At 41.2% G+C, this 22,968-nt stretch carries 27 protein-coding genes and 4 pseudogenes; 15 read left to right on the top strand and 16 right to left on the bottom strand.

The genetic code is table 11. From position 1 onward, the window contains the following. Positions 1 to 5 precede the first annotated feature (5 nt). Positions 6 to 506, bottom strand: a complete 501-nt coding sequence (locus tag JCM19038_RS00435; protein WP_042413422.1) for a YqeG family HAD IIIA-type phosphatase — start codon at positions 504 to 506, stop codon at positions 6 to 8. Positions 507 to 844: 338 nt separating this feature from the next. Here JCM19038_RS00435 and JCM19038_RS21465 point away from each other — a divergent pair, with 338 nt between their 5' ends. The 10 genes and pseudogenes from JCM19038_RS21465 (at position 845) to JCM19038_RS00395 (ending at position 7,493) form a co-directional block, all read left to right on the top strand. Next, the gene (locus JCM19038_RS21465; protein WP_081831501.1) at positions 845 to 979 is read left to right on the top strand and encodes a sporulation histidine kinase inhibitor Sda; all 135 of its coding nucleotides are present in this window, start codon (positions 845 to 847) and stop codon (positions 977 to 979) included. A gap of 283 nt (positions 980 to 1,262) precedes the next feature. Continuing rightward, positions 1,263 to 3,299 (top strand): monovalent cation:proton antiporter subunit A, encoded by a 2,037-nt coding sequence (locus JCM19038_RS00430; protein WP_373902127.1) that lies wholly within the window; start codon positions 1,263 to 1,265, stop codon positions 3,297 to 3,299. Beyond that, positions 3,296 to 3,673 carry a hydrogen gas-evolving membrane-bound hydrogenase subunit E gene (gene mbhE / locus JCM19038_RS25270; protein WP_373902125.1) on the top strand — a complete coding sequence of 126 codons (378 nt, stop codon included), beginning with the start codon at positions 3,296 to 3,298 and terminating at the stop codon, positions 3,671 to 3,673. Before JCM19038_RS00430 ends, mbhE begins: the two co-directional genes overlap by 4 nt. Further along, positions 3,670 to 4,104: a Na(+)/H(+) antiporter subunit B gene (locus tag JCM19038_RS00425; protein WP_307189918.1), complete on the top strand. Its 435-nt coding sequence runs from the start codon at positions 3,670 to 3,672 to the stop codon at positions 4,102 to 4,104. Before mbhE ends, JCM19038_RS00425 begins: the two co-directional genes overlap by 4 nt. A gap of 1 nt (position 4,105) precedes the next feature. After that, a pseudogene (locus tag JCM19038_RS00420) lies at positions 4,106 to 4,443 on the top strand (Na(+)/H(+) antiporter subunit C). Beyond that, positions 4,436 to 5,917 carry a Na+/H+ antiporter subunit D gene (locus JCM19038_RS00415; protein WP_042413419.1) on the top strand — a complete coding sequence of 494 codons (1,482 nt, stop codon included), beginning with the start codon at positions 4,436 to 4,438 and terminating at the stop codon, positions 5,915 to 5,917. Before JCM19038_RS00420 ends, JCM19038_RS00415 begins: the two are co-directional and overlap by 8 nt. Positions 5,918 to 5,922: 5 nt before the next feature. Then, positions 5,923 to 6,405, top strand: a complete 483-nt coding sequence (locus JCM19038_RS00410) for a Na+/H+ antiporter subunit E (RefSeq protein WP_042413417.1) — start codon at positions 5,923 to 5,925, stop codon at positions 6,403 to 6,405. Continuing rightward, complete coding sequence (locus tag JCM19038_RS00405) at positions 6,405 to 6,686, top strand: Na(+)/H(+) antiporter subunit F1 (RefSeq protein ID WP_042359456.1); 282 nt, start codon at positions 6,405 to 6,407, stop codon at positions 6,684 to 6,686. The genes JCM19038_RS00410 and JCM19038_RS00405 overlap by 1 nt, the downstream gene beginning before the upstream one ends. A gap of 18 nt (positions 6,687 to 6,704) precedes the next feature. Then, positions 6,705 to 7,049 (top strand): monovalent cation/H(+) antiporter subunit G, encoded by a 345-nt coding sequence (gene mnhG, locus JCM19038_RS00400; RefSeq protein WP_307189917.1) that lies wholly within the window; start codon positions 6,705 to 6,707, stop codon positions 7,047 to 7,049. A 168-nt stretch (positions 7,050 to 7,217) separates the two neighbouring features. Beyond that, complete coding sequence (locus JCM19038_RS00395) at positions 7,218 to 7,493, top strand: HU family DNA-binding protein (RefSeq protein WP_042359455.1); 276 nt, start codon at positions 7,218 to 7,220, stop codon at positions 7,491 to 7,493. A gap of 60 nt (positions 7,494 to 7,553) precedes the next feature. On the opposite strand, the gene sigK is transcribed toward JCM19038_RS00395, so the two are convergent. The 4 genes from sigK to JCM19038_RS00380 form a co-directional block, all read right to left on the bottom strand. Continuing rightward, positions 7,554 to 8,264 carry an RNA polymerase sporulation sigma factor SigK gene (gene sigK, locus JCM19038_RS00390; protein ID WP_042413415.1) on the bottom strand — a complete coding sequence of 237 codons (711 nt, stop codon included), beginning with the start codon at positions 8,262 to 8,264 and terminating at the stop codon, positions 7,554 to 7,556. Positions 8,265 to 8,717: 453 nt separating this feature from the next. After that, on the bottom strand, positions 8,718 to 9,080 hold the full coding sequence (locus JCM19038_RS00385; protein WP_042413413.1) for a YncE family protein: 363 nt from the start codon (positions 9,078 to 9,080) through the stop codon (positions 8,718 to 8,720). Between the two features lie 154 nt (positions 9,081 to 9,234). After that, positions 9,235 to 9,336, bottom strand: a complete 102-nt coding sequence (locus JCM19038_RS25265; protein WP_193745003.1) for a hypothetical protein — start codon at positions 9,334 to 9,336, stop codon at positions 9,235 to 9,237. A gap of 191 nt (positions 9,337 to 9,527) precedes the next feature. Next, positions 9,528 to 10,124 carry a ParB/Srx family N-terminal domain-containing protein gene (locus tag JCM19038_RS00380; protein WP_042413411.1) on the bottom strand — a complete coding sequence of 199 codons (597 nt, stop codon included), beginning with the start codon at positions 10,122 to 10,124 and terminating at the stop codon, positions 9,528 to 9,530. 207 nt (positions 10,125 to 10,331) lie between these two features. On the opposite strand from JCM19038_RS00380, the gene JCM19038_RS23190 reads away from it, so the two are divergent. The 3 genes from JCM19038_RS23190 to JCM19038_RS00370 all read left to right on the top strand — a co-directional run bounded on the left by JCM19038_RS23190 (position 10,332) and on the right by JCM19038_RS00370 (position 13,024). Beyond that, entirely contained in the window at positions 10,332 to 10,853 is a 522-nt protein-coding gene (locus tag JCM19038_RS23190; RefSeq protein WP_238554232.1) for a hypothetical protein, read from the top strand. A 16-nt stretch (positions 10,854 to 10,869) separates the two neighbouring features. Beyond that, positions 10,870 to 12,315: a S9 family peptidase gene (locus tag JCM19038_RS00375; RefSeq protein WP_238554231.1), complete on the top strand. Its 1,446-nt coding sequence runs from the start codon at positions 10,870 to 10,872 to the stop codon at positions 12,313 to 12,315. Positions 12,316 to 12,427: 112 nt separating this feature from the next. Continuing rightward, the gene (locus tag JCM19038_RS00370; protein WP_042414235.1) at positions 12,428 to 13,024 is read left to right on the top strand and encodes a CoA pyrophosphatase; all 597 of its coding nucleotides are present in this window, start codon (positions 12,428 to 12,430) and stop codon (positions 13,022 to 13,024) included. Positions 13,025 to 13,073: 49 nt separating this feature from the next. Here the strand turns inward: JCM19038_RS00370 and JCM19038_RS00365 are convergent, their stop codons facing one another. The 11 genes and pseudogenes from JCM19038_RS00365 to alaS all read right to left on the bottom strand — a co-directional run bounded on the left by JCM19038_RS00365 (position 13,074) and on the right by alaS (position 21,136). After that, a complete protein-coding gene (locus JCM19038_RS00365) occupies positions 13,074 to 13,307 on the bottom strand; it encodes a YrhC family protein (protein ID WP_042413410.1) in 234 nt (77 codons plus the stop codon). Between the two features lie 64 nt (positions 13,308 to 13,371). Next, positions 13,372 to 14,073: a 5'-methylthioadenosine/S-adenosylhomocysteine nucleosidase gene (mtnN, locus tag JCM19038_RS00360; RefSeq protein WP_239575557.1), complete on the bottom strand. Its 702-nt coding sequence runs from the start codon at positions 14,071 to 14,073 to the stop codon at positions 13,372 to 13,374. A gap of 73 nt (positions 14,074 to 14,146) precedes the next feature. Continuing rightward, a complete protein-coding gene (locus JCM19038_RS00355) occupies positions 14,147 to 14,764 on the bottom strand; it encodes a YrrS family protein (RefSeq protein WP_042413409.1) in 618 nt (205 codons plus the stop codon). Between the two features lie 112 nt (positions 14,765 to 14,876). After that, a pseudogene (gene greA / locus JCM19038_RS00350) lies at positions 14,877 to 15,349 on the bottom strand (transcription elongation factor GreA). A gap of 136 nt (positions 15,350 to 15,485) precedes the next feature. Then, positions 15,486 to 15,854 carry an O-methyltransferase gene (locus tag JCM19038_RS21460; protein WP_255343329.1) on the bottom strand — a complete coding sequence of 123 codons (369 nt, stop codon included), beginning with the start codon at positions 15,852 to 15,854 and terminating at the stop codon, positions 15,486 to 15,488. A gap of 26 nt (positions 15,855 to 15,880) precedes the next feature. After that, positions 15,881 to 16,123: a hypothetical protein gene (locus JCM19038_RS24140; RefSeq protein WP_052360851.1), complete on the bottom strand. Its 243-nt coding sequence runs from the start codon at positions 16,121 to 16,123 to the stop codon at positions 15,881 to 15,883. Further along, positions 16,120 to 17,295, bottom strand: a complete 1,176-nt coding sequence (mltG, locus tag JCM19038_RS00340; RefSeq protein WP_042413407.1) for an endolytic transglycosylase MltG — start codon at positions 17,293 to 17,295, stop codon at positions 16,120 to 16,122. The genes JCM19038_RS24140 and mltG overlap by 4 nt, the downstream gene beginning before the upstream one ends. A gap of 97 nt (positions 17,296 to 17,392) precedes the next feature. Beyond that, entirely contained in the window at positions 17,393 to 17,719 is a 327-nt protein-coding gene (locus tag JCM19038_RS00335; protein ID WP_239575558.1) for a DUF1292 domain-containing protein, read from the bottom strand. A 21-nt stretch (positions 17,720 to 17,740) separates the two neighbouring features. Further along, the gene (ruvX, locus tag JCM19038_RS00330) at positions 17,741 to 18,166 is read right to left on the bottom strand and encodes a Holliday junction resolvase RuvX (RefSeq protein WP_042413405.1); all 426 of its coding nucleotides are present in this window, start codon (positions 18,164 to 18,166) and stop codon (positions 17,741 to 17,743) included. Between the two features lie 5 nt (positions 18,167 to 18,171). After that, positions 18,172 to 18,432 (bottom strand): IreB family regulatory phosphoprotein, encoded by a 261-nt coding sequence (locus JCM19038_RS00325; protein WP_042359446.1) that lies wholly within the window; start codon positions 18,430 to 18,432, stop codon positions 18,172 to 18,174. Between the two features lie 65 nt (positions 18,433 to 18,497). Continuing rightward, a pseudogene (alaS, locus tag JCM19038_RS00320) lies at positions 18,498 to 21,136 on the bottom strand (alanine--tRNA ligase). 449 nt (positions 21,137 to 21,585) lie between these two features. Between alaS and JCM19038_RS24135 the strand changes: the two are divergent. Next, positions 21,586 to 22,482: pseudogene (locus JCM19038_RS24135) on the top strand (sigma 54-interacting transcriptional regulator); the annotation flags it as partial. A gap of 226 nt (positions 22,483 to 22,708) precedes the next feature. After that, positions 22,709 to 22,897 (top strand): hypothetical protein, encoded by a 189-nt coding sequence (locus JCM19038_RS24125; protein ID WP_255343316.1) that lies wholly within the window; start codon positions 22,709 to 22,711, stop codon positions 22,895 to 22,897. Positions 22,898 to 22,968: the final 71 nt, after the last annotated feature.

Raw genomic sequence — 22,968 nt, 5'->3', positions numbered from 1 at the left:
CTCCTTTATTCTTTGTGTTTTTCAAGTCGCTTCATGACCATACGTTCTACTCTTCGATTTGCTTTTGTAAACCAACCGTCTGTCTTTGATACTGGGACAACGAGAATTGTATGATAGCCTCCCCGATTTCCACCAAATACATCAGTAAGCAATTGATCTCCAACGACAACGACTTGATCTTTCGTCAAATTCATTTCTTTTGTAGCACGGCGAAAAGCTCGTGTTAATGGCTTTTTTGCGGAGTGAATCCAAGAAACACCCGTCGGTTCAGAGAATGTACCGACTCGCTTTTTCTTGTTGTTCGATACAATCGTGATCTTAAAGCCTTCACTTTGTACCATTTCGATCCATTCAAGAAGCTCTGGCGTTGCATCCGCTCGATCCCATTCGACAAGCGTGTTATCAAGGTCTGTAATAACCCCTTTAATGCCTTGTTGTTTTAACTCTTCAAAATCTATGTCATAAATGCTTTCCGCAAACTGATCAGGAACCATAAAACCTAACAATAGAGCGCCTCCTCAACGTTATCACTAAACTGAAAGTATACCGCCTTTCCCTTGTTATTTCAATCTTTACCGTCTCTTTCGCTCAACTTTTAAGAAAAACTAGAATTACTTTTCGACAATTCTTGCATTCTGAAATCTGTGGATAATGTTATCCACTTATTCTCGCTAATATTTATAAGGGATAAACTACAATTTCAACATTCTACACACATGTTATCCACTCTATTATGTGGATAACCGTGAAGTTGTTCGCTTTCACGGTTCGTGATAGGATCATAATAGATTATAAGAGAGGCAATGATGTAAGAGGAGGTGTACCCGCTCATCGCGGCTTAACGATGCGAAACCTTTCAGATGAAATGTTACTTGAAGCATATGAAAAGGCACTCTATTTAAGGCTAAGTGATGACTTTATCGCAATTATTCGTTCTGAAGTAGAACGGCGATCGCTTACACCCGCTCTTAACCATTAGTTTGAATTGAAGATAATAGGGGTATACCTTCTTGAGTAGTGCACAAGGTGCACTACTTATTTTTAATTCGATTGCTTTCTACTTGTATAATGCTGGAAATATACCCATTATAGGAAATTAGAACTAAATCCACGAAAGTGAATCGTTTTGTTCCTATTTAATGGCACAGATAGAAAGCGAATGTTTACTAATGCAAGGGAGGTAGAGCATAGGTTATACTTTTTTTAAATTGGCGCAAGCTAATAATTAGTTATCTTATGATGAATAAGGAGGGGCGGAGTCCATGTCGCTAACGCTTTTCGCAGTACTTCTACCATTTGTTGCAGCGATTTTCATCCCACTGCTCTACAAATGGTTACGCTCCGTTCACACGGGTTGGTTCGTATTTGTTGTTCCTCTCGTGTTGTTTGGATACTTTTTAACATTCATTTCTGATGTAATGAATGGCAACTACTATTATCATTCTATTTCATGGGTCCCAACGCTCGGAATGGACTTTTCCGTTTTTATAGATGGATGGGGGCTTTTATTTGCTCTCTTAATAACCGGAATCGGCTTTTTAGTCGTTCTTTATTCCATTTACTACCTTAATAAGAAACGAGAGGCATTACATAACTTTTATGTATATCTCCTATTATTCATGGGTGCAATGCTCGGGGTTGTTTTAAGTGATAACATCCTCGTTTTATATGTTTTCTGGGAGATCACGAGTCTTTCTTCAATGCTTCTCATTAGTTATTGGTATAAACGCGAAGCATCAATTGAAGGCGCACAAAAATCTACACTTATTACGGTTTTTGGTGGCTTCACAATGCTCGGTGGTATTGCTTTGCTATCCATTATTACCGGTACACTTAGTATTCAAGAGATGATTGCTCAAGCGGATACAGCAGTTAACCATCCGTATTTCTTGGCTGCAATGATTTTAATTCTCGTAGGAGCATTTACGAAGTCTGCACAGTTTCCATTCCATATTTGGCTACCTGACGCCATGGAAGCGCCGACACCCGTTAGTGCGTACTTACATTCAGCCACGATGGTAAAAGCAGGAATCTACCTCGTTGCGCGGTTTACACCATTTTTCGGTGGAACAGCAGAATGGTTCTGGATTCTATCTAGCTTCGGTTTGATTACGTTATTGTACGGTTCACTATCGGCCGTTCGTCAGAAAGATCTTAAAAGCATACTCGCCTTCTCTACGATCAGTCAGCTCGGAATGATCATGAGTTTACTAGGCATCGGGTCTGCAGCACTTTATTTTGATGTTCCTAATGAAATCTACACTGGTGCAGTATTAGCTGCCGTCTTCCATCTCTTTAACCATGCAACATTTAAAGGTAGCCTCTTTATGGCCGCTGGAATCGTTGACCATGAAACCGGTACAAGAGACATCCGAAAGCTCGGCGGGCTTATGACGATCATGCCTGCGACGTTCACGATTTCTGTAATTGGTGCGGCTTCAATGGCTGGATTGCCACCTTTTAATGGTTTTCTAAGTAAAGAAAAATTCTTTATGGCACTCACCGATGTGACCGAGTACAGCATCTTCTCGATTGAAAGTGCAGCCATTTGGTTCCCTATCGTCGGGTGGGTCGCGAGTATATTTACATTCTTATATTGTGCCATATTCGTTTTCCGTACGTTTGGTGGCAAATTTAAACCCGAGAACTTCTCAAAGCACGTTCATGAAGCACCAATCGGGATGCTTATCAGTCCAATTATTCTCGTAACCATTGTAGTGATCGTTGGGATCTTCCCAAATATCATTTCACCAGTGTTATTAGAACCAGCTATCGCATCAATTATGCAAGGTGTCCCTCAAGATCATCCAGCATTTAATGTTGACATTTACCATTGGCACGGATGGGAACTTGAACTGTTTATGACGATTGCCGTTGTTGTTCTAGGTTCACTGTTGTATGCCACGATGAGAAAATGGCAGAACCTTTCTATTTATCAGCGAGAGCGCGATCCAGTCAACGGTCTCTATGACTATGGATTAAAAGGGCTTGTGTCAAGTTCAACAGGCGTTACAAAGCTACAAATGACCGGAAGATTACGGGACTACCTATCCTTTATCTCTGTATTTTTAATCTTTCTTGTCATGTACACAATGTTTAAGTTTGATGCTTTCGGGCTCAATCTTGCAGGAATGAGTGAAATTACGGTTTATGAAGCAATTTTAGTGCTGTTCTTTATCGTATCTGTATTAGCCATTCCATTTATCCAACAACGTGTTGCTGCTGTTGCTGTTCTCGCTTTGTCGGTTTCTATATTGCTTTGTTTTTCGTTATCTTCCGAGCTCCGGACGTTGCGATGACTCAATTGCTCGTTGAAACTGTCGTTGTCATTTTATTTATGCTTGCGTTTTACCACCTTCCTGGTCTCAGGAAAGAAAAAGACAAACCAACCTTTGCATTCCCAAGAGTAATAATTTCAGTTGCTGTTGGTATTACAGTTACTGCAGTTGCTCTCGGCGCTAACGCTTATCAGCAAGGACATGACTTAATTCCAATCTCAAACTATCAAGTCGAAAATTCTGCAGATCTTGCCGGTGGTTACAACGTTGTTAACGTCGTTCTCGTCGACTACCGTGGTCTTGATACAGTACTTGAGTTATTAGTTCTTGGTATAGCAGCACTAGCTGTAGTAACGCTCGTAAAACTTCGAATGAAGGAGGGTGAAGATTTATGAGCATGAAATGGAAAACAAATAATTTACTTTTTATCCATGTCACTCGTGTAACGGCATTTCTAATTCTTGCACTTTCCATTTATTTATTCTTTGCAGGCCATAATGATCCCGGTGGTGGTTTTATCGGAGGATTGATGCTCGCGACAAGCATCTTACTCCTCTACCTCACCTTTGACCGACGCAAAATCAATAAAATGCTACCGATGAATTATGCAAATTGGATCGGTGCAGGTATCTTAATATCTTTGCTTACAGGACTGATAGGAACGATCGTCGGTAAACCTTATCTCACCCAGTTCTTTGATTATTTCACATTACCTTTTTTCGGAGAATTTGAGCTTACTACTGCAGTTTTATTTGACTTTGGAATCTATTTAGGTGTTGGTGGTTCTGCTCTAATCATTATTTTGGCGATAGCGGAGGACACATAATATGGAACTACTCATGTCAATAAGCATTGGGTTCTATTTATGGTAGGAACCTATCTATTATTATCTAAAAGTATTATACGTGTTGTAATGGGTCTGCTACTTCTTTCTCACGGAGCGCACTTGTTATTATTGACGATGGCTGGGTTAAAACAAGGAATGCCAGCTCTTGTTGACCGTTATGATCAAGCATTTACCGACCCACTACCTCAGGCATTAATTTTGACAGCGATCGTTATTAGTTTCGGTATGACTTCGTTTTCACTTGCTATTGCCTATCGTACGTATAAATTCCATAAAACCGATAACCTTGACGAATTAAGGGGGTCAAACGATGACTAATCTCGTCCTCCTGCCACTGTTAATCCCTGTCATCATGGGTGCCGTGTTGATCTTTTTCTCTAAAAATGAAAAAGCACAAAAGATCATTAGTGGAATAACGATGATTGCATTATTAATTGGCAGTATAACTTTATTTATTGCAGTTGCTGTAAACGGTACGCTCGTTATGGAGCTTGGTGACTGGCAGCCACCTTATGGCATTCCCCTAGTCATCGATCGCTTAGCAGCATTTATGTTGCTCGTATCAGCAATCGTTGCAACATCTACGTTGTTCTTTGCTTTTAAAACGATTAGCCCGATTCGATCTCGATATTTCTTCTACCCGTTTTTCTTTTTCCTACTAACAGGAATTAACGGGTCTTTCATGACAGGTGACTTATTTAACTTGTTCGTGTTCTTTGAAGTGATGCTCATCTCTTCTTACATTTTGATGGCACATGGTTCAACAAACTTTCAGCTACGAGAAACATTTAAGTACTTTGTCATTAACTTGTTTGCATCGATGCTCTTTCTTGCAGGAGTCGCTTATATTTATGCAGCGACTGGAACGCTAAACTTTGCACACCTCGGAGTTCGTGTCGCTGAGCTTGGACAAGATAACATACTTAACGTTATCGCCGTTCTCTTTATCGTTGTATTCGGTATTAAAGGTGGTTTGTTCCCTCTTTACTTCTGGCTACCACGAGCATATACAGGACCTCCAACAGCGATTGCAGCACTATTTGGCGGCTTGCTGACGAAAGTTGGACTGTACGCGATCATCCGTATGTTCACGGTCGTGTTTAATCACGACCCTGACTTTACGCACACTGTACTTCTCGTTATGGCTGCATTTACAATGATCCTTGGAGTTCTTGGTGCCGTTGCTAGTTATAACTATAAGAGCATTCTTGCATATCACTGCATTAGTCAGTATGGCTATATTATGATGGGCTTTAGCATCTTTTCACCGATTGCAATTGCCGGTGCGATTTATTTCATTGCACATCACAGCATAGTAAAAACTGCTTTATTCCAATTTGCAGGTGTTACTGAAAAAATAACTGGAACGTCCGATTTGAAAAAGATGGGCGGTATTCTTTCCAGTCACCCATGGCTCGCTTGGTTGTTCTTCATCGCAGCGATGTCTCTTGCTGGCATTCCGCCTCTTGCTGGTTTCTTTGCAAAATACCCGCTCGTGTTAGGTGGTCTTGAGGAAGGAAATTATATCGTAGTTGCGGTTGCACTCTTTGTCGGTCTCCTCACACTCTATTCGATGATTAAAATCATGAAATTTGTGTATTGGGGCAAAGCAAAACACGATGAAGAAAGACAAAAAGTCTCAGTACGTAAACTCCTTTACTCCGTTGCTCCACTCGTCATCTTAACAGTCGTCATTGGCTTTGGTGCAGAACCTGTTTTACAGTTCACAACGGAAATTGCCGATGAGATTCTAGATCCAACGATTTATATCACTTCGGTGTTAGGAGAGTAGATCATATGGGATTTCAATTTCTAATTAACATCTTAATCATGCTACTTTGGGCTTCTTTACAACAAAGTTATCATAGTTCCGATTTACTCATCGGCTTTGTAATTGGAGCGATCATTGTATACTTTTTAAGAGGTGCACTCAATCAAACCTTCTACATGAGAAAAGTATGGGCACTCACTAAATTAGTCGGCTTGTTTATTAAAGAGCTCGTCACAGCTAATTACGACATGATCAAGATTGTACTAAATCCTCGGCTAAATAAAGACATCAAGCCTGGAATTATAGCTGTACCAACGACGTTAAAGTATGATTGGGAAATTACTGTCCTCTCTATGCTCGTCACATTAACTCCAGGAACATTAACAATGGACTATTCATCCGATGCAAGGACGCTATATATCCATAGCATGCACGTCGATGACAGACAGAAAGTAATTGACGACATCACGAATAGTTTTGAACGTGCCATAAGGGAGGTGGGCGAGTGATGTTTGAGCTAGTTATGGATATTGGTCTCGTGATCTTGTCCATCTCAATCGGTCTTTGTTTAATTCGTGCGTTAATCGGTCCCACAACTTCAGACCGAATTGTTGCACTTGACTCATTTGGTCTCAATTTAATTGGTTTGATATGCATTATTATGATCCAACAAGATTCAACTGCCTATGTAGAAGTTACGATGATTATCGGAATTCTAGCATTTATCGGTTCCGTAGCTCTTGCAAAATTCTTAGAAAGAGGTGTCGTCATTGATCGAGATTCTCATTAGTATATTCATCATTGGCGGTTGCTACTAAGCTTAATAGGTTCGCTTGGGATCATACGCCTCAAAGACATTTACGGGCGTATGCACGCAGCTACAAAAAGTGCTACACTCGGTGTAATCTTAATCATCATAGGAACATTTATTACGTTTATGGGCAGAGGAACGCTCCTCTTTTCACTCTTTTTCACGATTTTATTCGTTTTTTTGACGGCACCTGTTGCCGCAATGATTATTTCAAGGTCCGCACACCGCATCGGTGTTGAATTATGGGAGAACACACAATTCGACGAACTACACGATAGCTATCCGGAGGAACTTAAGCCAGAGCGAGACAATTCAAAGGCTGAAGAAATCTCTACGCGATAAGTATTTAGAGAGTTATCGGGCATACGATTGAAATGATTCAAACTCGGCAATACTGGTTTTAATCACTTCAATTGGCTTAAATATCCCTTGAACACTTGACATAGCAAGGTTTCATGAGTAAATTTGTAGTGTACCCGGATTAAACTGTAATGAAAGGGAGTTATTTCAATGAATAAGACTGATTTGATCAATGCTGTTGCAGAACACGCAGATCTTTCCAAAAAAGAAGCTTCAAAAGCTGTAGACGCAGTATTCGACAACATTACTGACACGCTTAAAACTGGTGACAAAGTTCAACTAGTTGGTTTCGGAAGCTTTGAAGTACGTGAGCGTGCTTCTCGCAAGGGACGTAACCCACAAACTGGTGATGAGATTGAAATCCCAGCAACTAAGAACCCTGCATTCCGCCCAGGAAAGCAACTTAAAGACGCTGTTAACGAATAGTTTACTTATAGCGTTAAAAAAGGACAGGCCGATGACTCGGCTCTGTCCTTTTCTCTTTCTTTAGACTTGCTCTCCCTTTTGTTTCTTATAGAACGCTTGGAATAGCTTTAATAAGGCTCGTTTTTCAATTCGGGATACATAGCTCCTTGATATGCCTAAATCCTTCGCAATCTCCCTTTGCGTTCGTTCCTCGTCTTCCCCAAGACCAAACCTACCTATGACGACTTCTTTTTCTCGATCGGTTAATACATGTATACACTCATAAATTTGTTTTTTCTCCATTTTAAGCTGCAGCGCTTCAACAACATCAGGGGCGTCGTCTTGAAGGATTTCGAGTAAACTTAATTCATTACCTTCTTTATCCGCTCCGATGGGTTCATTAATGGAAACATCTTTACGTACCTTTTTCAACGAACGTAAGTGCATGAGGATCTCATTCTCAATACAACGTGCTGCATATGTCGCAAGCTTCGTCCCTTTGTTCGGGGAATAGCTTTCAATTCCTTTTATCAGTCCGATCGTTCCAATGGAGATTAAGTCTTCTGTGTCTTCTTTCGTACTTTCAAATTTCTTTACGATGTGCGCTACTAGTCGTAAATTATGTTCAATTAACTTGTTACGGGCTTCTTCATCCCCTTCTTTCATCTTCTCAAGACATTCTTTCTCTTCTTCTTTAGAAAGCGGCTGCGGGAACGCGTGATTCTTCACGTACGATACGAACATCATCAATTGCTTAATAAGCAATGCAGCGCCTGCAAGAATTCCAGACATAGTAATCCCTCCCCAAGTCACCTCAACTCATCCTATGCGACACACAGCTTGGGTGGTGACACATTTGGGAAAGATGTTTTTACGACTTCATAAATACCTCGATAAACGTAAAATTGTGTGAACTTATACACTCATGTACAGAGATGTATTGTGAGGAAACATAAAACCTCCTCATCACAAAAAGCCCCTTTCCTGATCGGTGTCTCTCTGTTTTTACTAGCATTCGTAATGATATAGCGCTAGTCTCCTTGGCGCTCTACCCACTTCAGTCGTTTGAATTACGGAAAATGTTGTTAGATCAATTGTCGAACAGTATTTTCATCGATGTTGCAACATAGGCAATGTTTCGTTCATAGTCAATGACAACTGATCTAGAATAATTACTCACCTGAATTCGATTCGTGACCGTGTTTGTAACCCAATCAGTTTCGACAAACTCACCATTCGTTAAAGTCACATACACTTTAATCGTAACCGGATTAATATCAATCCCAAAGGGATCGTTGTAATAATTGTATTCGTAACTGTGTCTATGACGGCAATGCTGTTATTTCCTCGTAACGATACATAGGCGCGTCTCGTCGTTGAATTTAAAGCAATTTCTACTGGGTCATTCCCAGCTGCCCCGACAACGATTTGTGCAATTTCTGCACTTCCGTTTATCACAGACACATAAGTTGACCGGGTAGCTGGCGCATAAACTAGACCCATGTTATTATCAATCGCTAAAGAGACAGGAACTGCTACATTAACTCGCCCAACTTCCTCAAACGTCGTTCCATCATAAACGAAAATTTCATTATTTCCTGGAGACACAACATAATAAAAATATAAACTCGAATTAAATAGTACCTCGCTAAGTGTTGTTACATTTACCTGAATTTGATCCGTAATTGTATGTGTGTCAGGATCAATAATGACGAGTTCAATGATACATGCTAAAGAGACAAAAATTCAGTTTGTATTGGAATCATAACCAATATAGAGGAATCCCATTCAAGTCAATCGTTGTCATCACCTGACCCGTAACTGTATCCATAACACTAACTGATCTACCGAACTGATTCGCCACGTACACCTTCCCACAAATAGATGGTATTGGCGGTTCTGGTGTTGGTGTTGACCACGAAATTGAACGGTGGTAAACATTGCGGTTACTCCTAAAATAGACCGCCCCTTAAACCATTCTCTTTTAATGGGTATTTTGTAATTATTTACATATCCTCTTTACAATATCATTAAGTCCTTAAGAAATCGTATGCGTTAGAATTCATTCACAAGAATTTCGACGACTTTCAATTTCACGCGATTATCGAGCTCACGAAATCCTGGTAACGCACTGACTGTCGCAACGACTTGCAATGTTTCAACTTCAATTTTGTTTTCTCGGTAATTATGGATCAGGAAATTCTTCAAATCTTGATGTACGTTCAAATTGCGGATCCATTGATCGGACGGTTTGCCTTTCACCTTGTTCGTTAAATACAACCTCTTCAACTGAGCGTCCTTTTCTTCTTGAGCCGCATCTAACCAATTGACAATCAATTGAATCATCGTGTTTTTCGTTAGCGACTTTGAATTGAGGCCAAGCAGTAACTGGCGTAACAATCGATTTCCTGCACTTGTGATTGGATAGATTAAGCATTGGACGCTCGTTATTCCGAGCAGCTGCAATGCTTCGTAACGGCGATGACCATCTATGAGGATATAATCATGTTCACTTGCTTTTTCAACGATTAATGGTGTTACAATCCCTGTTAGCTGAATGCTTTCAACTAGCGTCTCTATATCCACCTGTGAACGCATCTGATGTTCTAATGAAATATCGTGTAATAAAACTTCATTACAATATGAATTCATCCTCTGCCTCCTCGACCTATCGTGTATAAACTTATGCAATCACGACTGGAGGATATTCGAGCACGAACAAATCGATGTGAAGAGTTTTTCGTGTAAATGAACGAAAATTTTATTTCGACTTTCTAAATAACCGTTGTCATGAGACATCTCTTCTTTTAAAATGAGAACTAGTGTGAATTGACTTTATTTTTGAAGGGGACATGATAAATGGAAAAGCGAGCACTTACGATTAATGATTTGTCAGAATTAAAACGTATTTCTGACATCCAAATTCATCCAGATGGCAATCAATACATATATGTACAAACCTCTGTTAACGAACAAGAGTCTTACAATAGTCATTTATACGTTGGACAATTGCAAGAACAAGCGATTAGCCATGCGTGGACATTTGGTGATGTAAAAGATCATAACCCTCATTACTCACCAGATGGAAAATCTGTCGTTTTCCTATCAAATCGTAGTGGTACGTCCCAGCTGTGGATGATGCCGACAACAGGTGGGGAGCCTCAACAATTAACCTTTTTACGTCACGGTGCTGGTGCACCAATTTGGTCTCCCGACGGTCAACAGCTTTTATTTAGTGCACCTGTCGCTACAGGCACAATCGTCTATAACGAAGGCGAACGCACACGAGAAGAGAAAAAAAGAAGCACAGGAAAAGAAGGCAAAAGAACCTCTTCGCGTAACAAGACTAAAATACAAATCCGATGCAAAAGGCTTTCATGATGATACGGTTCTGCAATTGTTCTTATACACCATTGATACGAGAGAAACTACGCAACTAACGAAAGAAGATTACGACCGCAATGCAAGTAGCTGGCACCCAAACGGAAACGTCATTAGCTACACTGCCAATCGTTACAGCGACTATGAGCTCGTTAGTGACGTCTATCAGCTTGATTTAGAGACACATAAGAGCAAACAAGTGACAGACGGAAAAGGAACCTACGGCCTCCCTGCGTGGTCACAAGATGGGCAATCGTTTGCTTACGTCGGCAATACAAAAACGCATGCAGGTGCGACTCAAAACGAATTATATGTCGTTAAAGATGGCAATACCATAAATCTGACAAAAGACTATGACATGCAGTTTCCAGATAGTATGATTTCTGATTTTAATAGCGGCAGCAGTAGCCCAGGCTTTCTATGGAAAACAAACGACACTCTGTACATTACAGCGAGTAGTAACGGTCGAACTGGGCTATACACGATCGACTTAAATCAATCGTTGCAACCCGTATTTTTAGAAGATGCTCACGTCTTTGATTTTCATTACAATCACGTACAAGACGAAGTCATTGCAGGTATTAGTTTTCCAACTGAACCAGGTGATTATTACCTTCTCAGTGAAGAAGCACCAAAGCGATTAACTGAGATTAATCAATCATTACTAGAAGATGTAAAGCTTATAGAACCGACCACACTCTCCTTTACTGCCCATGATGGAACAACCATTGAAGGCTGGCTTTTAAAGCCATATGATTTCAAAGAAGGAGAAAAATACCCACTCATTACAGAAATCCACGGTGGCCCGCATGCGATGTACGGATATGCCTTTTTTCATGAGTTACAAGCTCTTGCAGGAAAAGGATACGGTGTATTGTATACGAACCCTCGAGGAAGTTATGGCTATGGCCAAACCTTTGTTGATCTTGTACGAGGAGATTACGGTGGTGATGACTACCGGGACATTATGTCTGCTGTCGATCAAACGATTGAATCCGTCGATTGGATTGATGTCGACCGCCTCGGCGTTACAGGAGGAAGCTATGGTGGCTTTATGACGAACTGGATTGTCACGAAGACGAATCGCTTTAAAGCAGCCGTTACTCAGCGCTCAATCTCGAACTGGCTTAGCTTCTACGGTGTTAGTGATATCGGATTTTACTTTACAGAGTGGGAAATTGGTGCTCACTTACATGAAGATCCAGAAAAACTGTGGAATCATTCACCGTTAAAGTTTGCTAAAGACGTGGAAACACCGCTTCTGATCTTACACGGAGAACTTGATTATCGCTGTCCAATTGAACAAGCCGAGCAATGGTTTATTACGCTTAAACATCTCGGTAAGGAAACGGAATTTGTTCGCTTCCCTAACGCCAATCACGAATTAAGTCGTAGTGGTCCTCCTACGTTACGTAAAAAAAGACTTGAAGAAATCATCATGTGGTTTGAAAAATACGTATAAAACGCATAACATAGAAGTACGGTGCGCATGCATGTTGCATGACGCATCGTCTTTATTTGCACGACTTTCTTGCAGAACTATTCCGATGAAAGGGCTGACTTTAGTGGACGAAATGATCAATTACAATGCACTTCGAAAGCGCCTACCTGGTGTTATTGGAGAAGACACCGCACGTAAGTTTGCGGTTGCCTTGCCGATTATGCACATGAATGGTGAGCCTAATCTTCTCTTCCAAGTTCGTAGCCAAAAAATGCGCCAACAACCTGGAGACATCTGTTTTCCTGGAGGAAAGATGGAGCTGTCAGATTTAACGTCACGTGAAGCGGCCGTGCGTGAGCTAAGTGAAGAAACAGGTATCCCAAGAGCGAAAGCCGCACATATCGGCGAATTAGACCGATGGTTAACCGCATACGGAATTGTGGTCTATCCCCACGTGTTTATGATTGATGATGTCACGTTAGCCCCTAACGAAGAAGTGGCAGAATTGTTCACAGTTCCAATTGCAAGCCTTCGAAATCAACATCCAGATCAAATTATCATTCCAATTACACCTGATCCACCGGACGACTTCCCTTACGAAAAAATCGCCGGCGGACGAGACTATCAATTTCGTAAATCATCCATACCGGAACTTTTTTATGAATATGAAGGTCGACATATTTGGGGGTTAACCGCTCGAATTCTTCAACACTTCTTGAAAATAACGTAAGACCTAACCCACGTAAATGGATTAGGTCTTAATGTATAAGAATATATCTTTATTGCTGATTTTCTTTATCTAATTGGCTTTGAAAGCGATGGCTCACGACCATACAAAGTATTGCTCCTATGAGTGCAGTCATCCATAAGGTTATTCCTGGCAACGTTCGCATTTGCTCTGACGGTTCAGGCAACAAAAACCCAACCGATAAAAACAATGCAAGCATCAGAAAAATCATCGCAAATCGTTGATAGTCTTTAATTCGAACTGTTTTACGATCCGTTTGCTTCATCGATTAGCCCTCCTTGCATGTCACTATCATTCTAGCATGCAAAGAGTCGCGTTTTAGCAGGTAATTATTGCAAATCTTGAATGATCGTTTGTACAAGGTCTGCAGAAATTTTGGCCGTCGTATCTAAGAACGATTCATACGAGTGAATTGCCTCGTCCCCTGCGATGTCACTTAAAGCGCGGATAATGAGGAATGGACACCCGAAACGATGCGCCACTTGTGCAATAGCCCCTGCTTCCATCTCCGTACATAATGCATCAGGAAACGCTTCTTTAATCATCGCAATTCGCTCTTCATCATTCATAAACGAATCTCCAGATAAGACGAGGCCTGATTTCACGTCAATTCGGTTTTTCTTTGCAGCAGCAAGAACCGCTTCGTGCGTCTTCTCATCTGCCTTATAAGCAGCTGGCATGGCTGGCACTTGGCCGAACTCGTATCCAAAGACTGTCGCATCAACGTCATTGTAACGAACTTCTGTCGAAATCACTAAATCGCCAACACTCATCGTGCGATCCAACCCACCAGCAACCCCACTGTTCACGACAACATCAGGCTTATACAACTCAATCATCAATGTCGTACCGATGGCAGCGTTTACCTTTCCGATTCCTGATTGCATAAGAATAACTTCTTTGCCGTATAAATTACCCTCATAAAAATAACAACCAGCAATTTCTTGTTCCTTACGATTCTCTAAATTCGCGGCGATTGTACGAACTTCTTCTTCCATAGCTCCAATAATACCGATTTTCACACTTTCCATCCTCTCTTAGTAAGAACATGTATGTATACCTTAAAATTGCCTGGAATTGTATGAGCAATTCCAGGCATCTCTATTATCCGATTGAAACGTTCAACGGCATCCAACCTTCACCTTCAACCCATTCCATTTCAATCTCATATTGAACCCCTTCATAGAAAATACGACCGAGAGCTTGACCAACGCCACCATTATTCTCAATTCGATCGAGGTAATCCCAATCTGATTCAGGAATTCCTGTTGCATACTCAATGGCACGCATCATTTCATAACGGTTTTGTGTACCCTCAGTAAACGTAAAATCAAGCGATTCTTGTTCTGTGCCTACTGGTTCAAAGTTGCCATCTTCAGGAGGTCCAAGCGGTGCATCGTTGTCACCATCATTGCCTTCACCGTCTTCATTAACCTCATCTTCTTCGATCGGCTCTGTTAACTCTTCTTCAGAAAGCTCCTCTTCAGAGTCACTCTCTTCTATTGCATCGTCGTTCTCATCAACCTCATCGTCGGTTTCAATCTGTTCAGGTGCTGGTTCTTCTTCGTCTGCGACTTCGTCGCTACTAGAAAAGAGCAAATGATACATGAAAAAGCCAATAAGGACAACAACTACACCGATTGATACGTTCATAATCCGGTTCATCGTACGTTTCTTTCTTAAATCGTTTCGACTACTACGGTACTCGTTTTGTTCATCCATTGAGCAATCACCTTCATTACAATGTTTCTTTGATTAAGAAAAGCAATTCATGTTCTCTTCTACTATAAAGGATTTGTCAATCAGATGATAGAGCCATTTGTCGGAATTTCAACTATTGGATGTTAATAATCTCGACTTCCATGTCGCCACCAGGCGTCGATACGTTCGCTACATCGCCAACACGCTTACCGAGAAGGCTTTGTGCCATCGGTGAGTCGTTCGAAATCTTTCCTTCTAAAGGATCGGATTCTGCGCTCCCTACGATCGTATACACTTCTTCATCACCATCAGGAAGTTCTTTAAACGTTACAGACTTTCCTAGACTTACCTCATCGTTGTTGCCATCGTCTTCAATGATGACAGAGTTGCGAATCATATTCTCAATTTGGTTAATTCTACCTTCGATAAAGCTTGGTCTTCTTTGGCTGTATCATACTCGGAGTTCTCCGATAAATCGCCAAAATCACGTGCCAATTTAATACGTTCGACAACTTCTTGACGTCTCGTCGTCTTAAGGTGCTCAAGTTCTTCTTCTAACTTTTGTAAACCTTCTTCTGTCATATAATACTTCTTATCCTCTGCCATGCCTTTCACTCCTCTAAATCTTTAAGAAGAACGTGACTCTTCTCTTATTTTATATGAATTTCATCATACGCATTCTATTACGAAAATACAATTGCTTTGCAATAATTTACCATTAATCAGTAATAAAAATACATACTTACTGTTTAATTGCGACTGCCATACCATCACCGATCGGGTGAATTGTCGTCTTAAACTGTGAGTGCTTGAGTAACCATTCGTTAAACGACGCCATTTTTTTGGCGAGTGGTTGTAGTCGTTTCGGAGCCTCTGACGGTTCATACGTCCACCCTTTAAACAAGACGTTGTCGACAACCATCAGACCACCTGGCTTTAAATACGGCGAGAACGTTTCTACAAAGCGTATGTTATGACCTTTTGATGCATCCACAAACAAAAAATCATAGGAGCCTTGTAATTCTTCAATCCGCTCAAAAGCATCTCCTTCAATAAGTTGAATCTGATCTTTTGTAACGCTTTTTTGAAGGAATGCACGTGCATCTTGTATGCGGGTTTCATCTCGCTCAAATGTCGTTACTGTGCTTGAGCAGTCGCATGTGCCATCGTAATTGCTGAATAACCTATCGCAGACCCTAATTCTAGAATCCGTGTAACACCCTTTAATGCGATAAGCTGTTGTAAAAAACGAGCACTTTCTAAATCAATAATGGGAACGTGGTGTTCAAAAGCATGTTGTTCCATTTCTTGTAGAAGTTCATCCTCGTTTAAACGGGGATGAACTTCGTGTAAATACGATTGTAACCGATCCATCGTCATTCGTCGTCTTCCTCATCATCAGCTTGACCTTCAATCCATTCATCACGGTATTGTTGGTGTACTTCATTATGCTCTTCATACGTTTCTGAGTAAATGACCTCTCCACCAAAACGTGCATAGAAGAACAAATACTCACTGTCAGTAGGCTCAAATACCGCTCGAATAGAGTCCTCACCAGGACTGGCAATCGGTCCTGGAGGCAAACCACTAAAACGATACGTATTGTAAGGATTGTCTGTCTCTAGATCGTCGTAACTCGTCATGTAACGATGTTCACCAATCGCATAAGCAACGGTTGGATCGACTTCTAGACGCATACCCTCTTCTAAGCGATTATGAAGAACTCCTGAAATCAACCTCCGGTCTTCTGCAGTTGCCGCTTCTCTTTCAATAATTGAAGCCAGTGTCAAAACTTCATGAACACTTAATTCAGCAGCTGGACCTTCAATTCCTTCTTCCTCACTATAGTCTTGTACAATTGTTTCATAAATTTGAGCCATCCGAGCGACCATCGCTTCAATGATCTCTTCGACCGGTGTATCTTCACTTAGAAAGTCATACGATGCAGGAAACAAATAACCTTCCAACGCATAACGCACATCATCGTCTTGCACTTCTTCAGTTAATAACGGATATTCTTCCATTAACTGTTCGCTAAAGTCTTCATCCATTAATACGTCTAAAACTTCTTCTTCATCGTAATCCGTTTCGGCAGCAATTCGTTCACCAATTTGTTCTAACTGGAGTCCTTCTGGAATCACAAACGTAAACGCGTACTCTTCCATATATACCCCGTCTTGAAGTGACGTCATAATCTCTTCAAGATCCATGGCGCGGTTTAACTCATAATTCCCTGCTTGAAATCCAGAATAGTTCTGATAACGAGCGTAATATCTAAAAAAAGTTGCGTTCGTAATTAAGCCTTCTTCTTCAAGAATCTGGCCAATCCCCATTGTTGATGATCCGATCGGTATCTCAACTTCTACCGTCGACTCGTCCTCTTCATCCATCGCTGAGACGGCTGATTGCAAATAAACATATCCCGATAAAATTACGACTGCTACGAGTAAAACAATAGAAATTAATGCAATAACTACGATTTTACGTACTTTACGCGCAGTCTCCACCTGCCTTGACACCTCATCTACTGGTTCCTTCGATTCTTCTGTCAAGAGGGTCCCCTCCCCCACCTAAGCTTCTATAGTTCTACTGCAATACGAACAGAAATCCCGGTCCCAGAAAAATTCCTGGGCCGGGACGATCCGTTCATTATTCCTTGTCTTCGGCTTCACCATCAACAAGCAACGTTTCATCGTCTTCTAGAAGTGTGTTGATCATTTCTTCAACCATTTCCCACTCTTCATCAGACTCAATTTGGTGCAACGTATATCCTTCCGGATCCTCAGCACTTTCTTCGTATTCAAATGCGAAAATCTCAACTTCTTCATCTTCTTCCTGATCGTCTTCGACGACAGGCGTTACGACAACGTATTGCTTTTCGCTATCATCGACTTCAAACGTGAACATAACTTCAAATACATGTTCCCCTTCACCATCCGGGTCTGGTAATACGATACGCTCATTTTCTTCTAACATGATAATTACTCCTTTTATCCTTTAAAGGCTTGTTTTGTGTGCAGTATTGTCTAAAAATCCTTGAAGTATAAGGACAGCCGCTATTTTATCTACGACTTTTTTTCGTTTAGAGCGACTAACGTCTGCTTCTAAGAGAGTACGTTGTGCAGACATTGTTGTCAAACGTTCGTCCCACAGCTTCACCGTAACATTTAGTCGCTCTTCTAGAGCTTCTTTGTACCTTATTGATTTTTCGGCACGAGGACCAATCGTACCATCCATGTTCTTCGGATAACCGACCACAACCGTTGTCACTTCATTATCATGAATGAGTTGCTCCATCTCATCTAATGAAGAGTTTATGGACCGAACTTGAATTGTGTCGAGTCCTTGTGCCGTTAGTCCGAGTAAATCACTAACGGCAACACCAATTCGCTTATCTCCAATATCAAAAGCCATTGTTCTCATTCGGTTTAATCGGTACCTTTCAAATAATGTCTCACAAGCTCCTCAATAAGCTCATCTCGTTCGAGGCGGCGAATTAATGAGCGGGCATCATTATGCCTAGGAATATACGCTGGATCACCCGATAGTAAATATCCGACAATTTGGTTGATAGGGTTGTATCCTTTTTCTTCCAACGCATTATAAACGTTAAATAATATTTCTTGTACGTTTACTTCCGCCTGTTCATCTTGGACATTAAACTTGACTGTGTTATCCTTCGAGCTCATAGAAGGCCACCTCGTTTCTCGATTTTCCAACATAACTTGACCCTATTGTACATGATTTACAAGATTTATGAAATGGAACGCACGATACTAGGCACAGCTTCAATCGCTGATTGTAGTTTTTCAGGGTTTTTTCCACCTGCTTGTGCCATATCTGGTCGGCCACCGCCGCCACCGCCACAAAGTTTCGCTGTCTCTTTAACGATCTCTCCTGCTTTGTAACCTGCTTGAATAAGGTCTTTACTTACGGTTGTGACTAAGTTAACTTTCCCATTTTTACTCGTACCTAAAACGACAATTCCAGAATCTAGTTTTTGTTTCAATTCATCTGCGATTGAACGAAGCGCATCCATATCACGATCTTCAACAATTGCAGCCACGACTGGAACACCGTCTACATCTTGCTTATCATCTAAAATCTTTAATGCATCCATGTTGCCAAGTTTATCGGTTAACGATTCAATCTCACGATCTTTCGTTTTTAACTCATCGTTTAATTGAACGATTCTTCTAGGCACATCTTTTGTTGTTTTTACTTTTAATGCTTCTTTTGCTTCGTCTAACAACGAAAGTTGCTCGTTCATATAGACGTAAGCTCCCGTACCTGTTACCGCTTCTATCTTCGAACACCAGCACCGATCCCTGTTTCAGTAACGATCTTTAACAATCCAATTTCTGAAGAGTTTTGAACGTGGCAACCTCCACAAAGCTCAATACTATAATCGCCAATGTGAACAACACGAACGACACTACCATATTTCTCACCGAACAGAGCCATTGCACCTTTTTCTTTTGCGTCTTCAATGCTTGTTTGCTCAGTTACAACAGTGATATTGTCTGCAATCTTGTTGTTAACAATTTGCTCAATCTCTGATAATTCTTCAGCTGTAACAGACCCGAAATGCGAGAAATCAAACCGCAAACGGTCAGGACCAACGTAAGATCCTGCTTGGTTGACATGTTCACCTAGTACATCCTTTAACGCCTGATGCAACAAGTGTGTCGCACTGTGGTTTTTCTCTGTTTTTGCACGTGCCTTATCGTTAATCGATGCCGTCACTGTTTGATCAAGTTGCAACGTTCCGCTCGTTACCGTCACCTCGTGCATCGGTTGTCCATTTGGAGCACGCAATACATTTTCGACAGTCGCTTCAAAATTGTCACCAGAAATAATTCCAGTATCAGCAACTTGTCCACCACTCTCAGCATAAAACGGTGTTTGGTCGAATAAGACGATTGCACGTTCTCCAGCCTCAATGACTTCTTTTGATTCTTCCCCTTGGACAATCGCAATGACATTGGCTGAAACTTTTGTTTCGTCATAACCGACAAACGTACTCGTTTTTGTAAGCGTTCGTAGCGTTTCATTTTGACTTTGCATTGAACCGTCTTCTTTACGAGCAGCACGTGCACGCGCACGCTGGGCTTTCATTTCTTCATTAAACCCATCCATGTCAATTAAAAAGCCTGCTTCTTCAACGTACTCTTCGGTTAAATCGACCGGGAAACCGTACGTATCATAAAGTTTAAATACGTCTCGTCCATCAATTTGGTTAGCACCTTTAGCCTTCGCCGTTTCAATAACATCGTTTAAAAGCGCAAGACCTTCTGCTAACGTTTCATGAAAACGCTCTTCTTCATTCTTAATGACTTTTTGAATGAAAGCTTCGTTTTCTTTCACATCAGGATAGTAAGACTTCATAATGTCACCGATGATTGGAACGAGGCGGTACATGAATGGCTCATCGATACCAATCGCTTGAGCGTAACGAACAGCGCGGCGCAATAACCTACGAAGAACATAGCCTCTTCCTTCATTTGAAGGCAGTGCCCGATCGCCAATGGCAAACGAAACCGTACGGGCGTGGTCAGCGATCACTTTAAATGCTGTGTCGTCCAACTCATCATTCCCATAATTCTTCCCAGATATTTTCTCAGTTTCTTTAATGATTGGCATAAACAAATCGGTTTCAAAGTTTGTCTTCGTATCCTGAATCACCGAAACCATTCGCTCTAGACCCATTCCCGTATCGATATTCTGGTTCGGAAGTGGTGTGTACGTGTCATCAGGGTTGTGATTAAACTGAGAAAATACGAGGTTCCAAATTTCTAGGTAACGTTCATTTTCTCCACCCGGATATAGCTCTGGGTCACTTTCGTCATCGCCATAAGCAGGTCCACGATCATAAAAGATTTCAGAGTTCGGACCACTTGGTCCTTCACCAATGTCCCAGAAGTTCTCTTCTAAGCGAATGATTCTCTCTTCAGGGAGTTTAATATTTATTTTCCAATAATCATAAGCTTCCATGTCCTCAGGATGGACCGTAACACTAAGTTTTTCAGGGTCAAAACCAATCCACTTCTCACTCGTTAGAAACTCCCAAGCCCACTCAATCGCTTCTTTCTTAAAGTACTCTCCAATTGAAAAATTCCCGAGCATTTCAAAAAACGTATGATGTCTTGCCGTCTTTCCGACATTTTCAATGTCATTCGTACGAATTGATTTTTGTGCATTTACAATTCGAGGGTTCTCAGGGACCACTCGTCCATCAAAATATTTCTTAAGTGTTGCTACACCACTATTTATCCATAAAAGCGATGGATCTTCGTGAGGAACGAGTGATGCACTCGGTTCAACGTCGTGTCCTTTTTCCTTAAAAAAGTCAATAAACATTTGGCGTACTTCAGCAGATGTTAAAGATTTCATTGATATGACCTCCAATCGTTTTGTAAACACAGAAAAGCCCCGTCCCAAAAGACGAAGCATCTATTCGCGGTACCACCCTTGTTAAGCACACCGGATGTGTGCCTCACTCTGCTGCATTAACGCTGCAAACGGCAAGGTTTACTTGCACTCAGGAGTAGCCTTCAATGAAGGGCATGCACTCTCTTTCAGCCTAAGGAGAATGTCTCTATCGATCAATGCCACGTCATTTACTCGTTCCTTCATCGTGTTCTTTCATATCTTTTCTTATAATACAACGACTAATAGGGTTCATGTCAAGTTTTGCCGATCGCTTGACACCTATTCTTCATTCCGCCGTCTCTTCATGGAATAAAACGATAAAAGATTGCCAAATTTTTTACTTCACACTTCTTTAATGCAAAAAATTTTGCTACACTACGTTTACACTAGACGAAGTGCAGGTGACAACTATGGATGAGCGACTACACACACTGTATGAACAAGTTTTTGAAAAGATCGACATCGGCGTTCGCATCATTAATCGCGACGAAGAACCGGTCATTTATAATCGTAAAATGAGAAACATTGAAGAAATGACGACTGCTGACTTTGCTGGTCGATCGTTGCTTGATGTTTTTCATTTTAAATCCGAACAAGAAAGCCGATTACTACGTGCCTTACATCATGGTAAATCGACAAAAAACCAGAAACAAACGTATTTCAATTCACGAGGTCTTGAAATTACGACGATGAATCACGTATATCCAATCTATCATAACGAGCACATTATCGGTGCAGTTGAACTTGCTAATGACATTACGAGAATGGAAAAGATGCTTCGTGATAAACGGACGAATGAACATGCCTCTCACTATCAATTTGCCGATATGATTGGCTCTTCTCAATCATTTCAAGCAGTAATTGAACAAGCAAAACGGGCATCACGTACGTCTTCAACTGTATTGCTGATCGGTGAAACAGGCACAGGTAAAGAACTGTTCGCACAAAGCATTCATAGTGCAAGTCGTCGCAGTCACGAACCGTTTGTCACGCAAAACTGTGCTGCCTCCCTGAGAGCCTTATCGAAGGTATTCTATTTGGCACATCAAAAGGTGCATTTACTGGGGCTCTTGACCGTCCAGGACTTTTTGAACAAGCAGATGGAGGAACATTGTTACTCGATGAAATTAATTCATTACCTGTCCACTTGCAACCGAAATTGCTCCGTGTGATTCAAGAGCAGAAAGTTACACGCATCGGTGAAAGTAAAGAACGTACCATCGATGTGAGACTGCTCGCTACGATGAACGAAGATCCCATTGATGCGGTATCCGACGGTCGGTTACGCAAAGATTTATTTTACCGCCTAAGCGTCGTTAGCTTGTTTATCCCCTCTCTGAAAGAACGTAAGGATGACATTATCCCCTTATCTTCTTTCTTTTTACAAAAATATCGTGAACGATTTAATGTTTCCATGCACACACTCTCACGCGAAGTTATGGAATCGTTACGTGACTATCATTGGCCAGGGAATGTTCGTGAGTTGGAACACGTCATTGAAGGGCACTGAATGTCGTCAATGGCGAAGAAACGATGACCCTCCATCACTTGCCCCATCATTTGTCACATCATACTCAACCTATTAATGCGTTGCATCACTCACCTTTACAAGAAACGGAGACATTACCCGAACGTTTACTGAAAGTTGAACAACAACTAATTGCCGAAGCCATGGACATAGAACAAAACAACATTTCACGTGCAGCGAAACGACTAGCTTAAGTCGCCAAAATTTGCAGTATAAACTCTCAAAATTCCAAGTACGTTAGGGAAAAGCAAAAATATTTGCAGTT

The organism is Geomicrobium sp. JCM 19038, assembly GCF_000698125.1.
GTDB lineage: Bacteria > Bacillota > Bacilli > Bacillales > Marinococcaceae > Geomicrobium_A.
Note: the sequence above shows the minus strand (reverse complement) of the source record. Positions and strands in the feature narration are given on the sequence as shown.